Raw genomic sequence first — 1,678 nt, forward strand, 5'->3', positions numbered from 1 at the left:
GGTGGGCCTGCGTCGCCTGATCCAGTTTTCGGCCATCATTTTTCGTCTTCATACCTGTATAACGCGCAAGGCACTATTTGGTGCACCTGTCAGTAAGTCAGGGGGCACGTCGTCACAAGCGCTGCCGGGGGAAAGACAGGCGCTAACCGGATAGGCCCAGGAATATTCGGGTCGGCAAGAACGGGAACGTGGTAAGTCCAATTGTCCGCCCACGCCGGTGGTTTGGCCATGGCAGGCAACCCGTGAGGGAAGCTGTTGGGCAAGTGGATAGGAGAACGCGGAGAAAGCGAATGGCGGGCGGTAATAGCTCGCATAGGGGTTCGAGATTTGCCTTGACCTGAAAGGATGCAGACTTCCGCGTGGTGCCGTTGTCGCAGGTCCACTTTTGAGATTCACTGAGGGGAAGCTTGTGAGAAACCGGTACGATTACGGTTCAGCGCCCTTCGCCTCAGCGATGAGCGAATCAACAACGTGACGCTTGCGAAGGGCTCGTGCCGTCTGGCGAGACCGGCGTCGGTGCGACACTTAATGCTGTGCTCGAGCGCAGTGCGGAATGTGGCGCTCGTCCATATGTGGCGAAGCACCACGATCTCGGTCTTGGTGGCATCAGTTTCGGCAAATCAACGCCACATAAAAATGAGCGCAGAGTGATCGACTCATCCTCCAGACGGGAGAGTGGATCATGTTTGAAACCCTTTATAGCTACCCGCAAGTGTTGCGTCGTCATCGTGAGGGGCCGTGGGCAGAGGAGCGTGAGCGATTTCTTGCGCATTGTGTCGAACAGGGTTTTGCCTGCGCGACGCTTCGAGAGATCGCTGCCGAACTCCTGGTCGTCGCACGGTACTTCCGTGTCGGTGAAGCCAGGTTCAGTACGCAGGACGTGGAGGCTGCCGCTGATCACTGGGTGCGCTTTCAACGTCGGCGCAAGCGGATTCACGACTGTCGCTGGTCTCGTCAGCGATTCATTTCAACGGCCAGCTCCTGGCTGCGTTTTCTCGATCGCCTGGAGCGTTCCCATCAGAAGGCCCGACCCTTCACGCATCTGATCGATGAATTTTCGGCCTTCATGCGCGATGAGCGTGGACTGTCTGCAAGGACCATCGCGGGTCGATGCTGGCAGGCGCGGCACCTTCTCGACAGCTTAGAGACAGCGAAGCGCTCTTTGGCACGCCTGTCACTCAAAGAGGTGGATGGTTATCTGGCGATGAAGGCTGATCACGGCTGGGGGCGAGTATCGATGGCCAGCGCGGCCAGCGCATTGCGCAGCTTTTTCAAATACGCGGAAATGCGGCGTTGGTGCCCTGCAGGAATTGCCGCTGGCATTGAAGGCCCACGCGTGTTCAGGGAAGAAGGGCTTCCTCGTGGTCTGGACTGGCAACGGGTGCGTCAGCTTATCGCGAGCACGAGTGGCTGCAGCGCCCGGGACATACGCGATCGCGCAATTCTGATGTTATTTGCCATCTATGGGTTGCGCAGAGGCGAGGTGTCACAGCTTCGACTGGAGGATGTCGACTGGGAACACGAAATCCTTCGCATTCCAAGGCCCAAACAGCGGCGTATGCAGGACTATCCGCTGATATCAGTTGTATTAGCCTAGACAGGACCTGACAGGTAGTCGGGGAAGCAAAGTAAAGAAGAGGATTCAGTAGGGAATCAGTTTCTCCCTGGCGAGTTCGAG

1 protein-coding gene is annotated in these 1,678 nt (G+C 57.4%); it reads left to right on the forward strand.

The annotated features are described in order from the left end of the window. Positions 1-682: 682 nt before the first annotated feature. A complete protein-coding gene (locus tag P3T23_RS47605; RefSeq protein ID WP_429322940.1) occupies positions 683-1,597 on the forward strand; it encodes a tyrosine-type recombinase/integrase in 915 nt (304 codons plus the stop codon). Positions 1,598-1,678: the final 81 nt, after the last annotated feature.

Source organism: Paraburkholderia sp. GAS448 (assembly GCF_050435685.1).
Taxonomy (GTDB): domain Bacteria; phylum Pseudomonadota; class Gammaproteobacteria; order Burkholderiales; family Burkholderiaceae; genus Paraburkholderia.

Coding starts and splice junctions, on each gene's coding strand:
- P3T23_RS47605 (WP_429322940.1), top strand. CDS start 683: ATGTTTGAAACCCTTTATAGCTACCCGCAAGTGTTGCGTCGTCATCGT.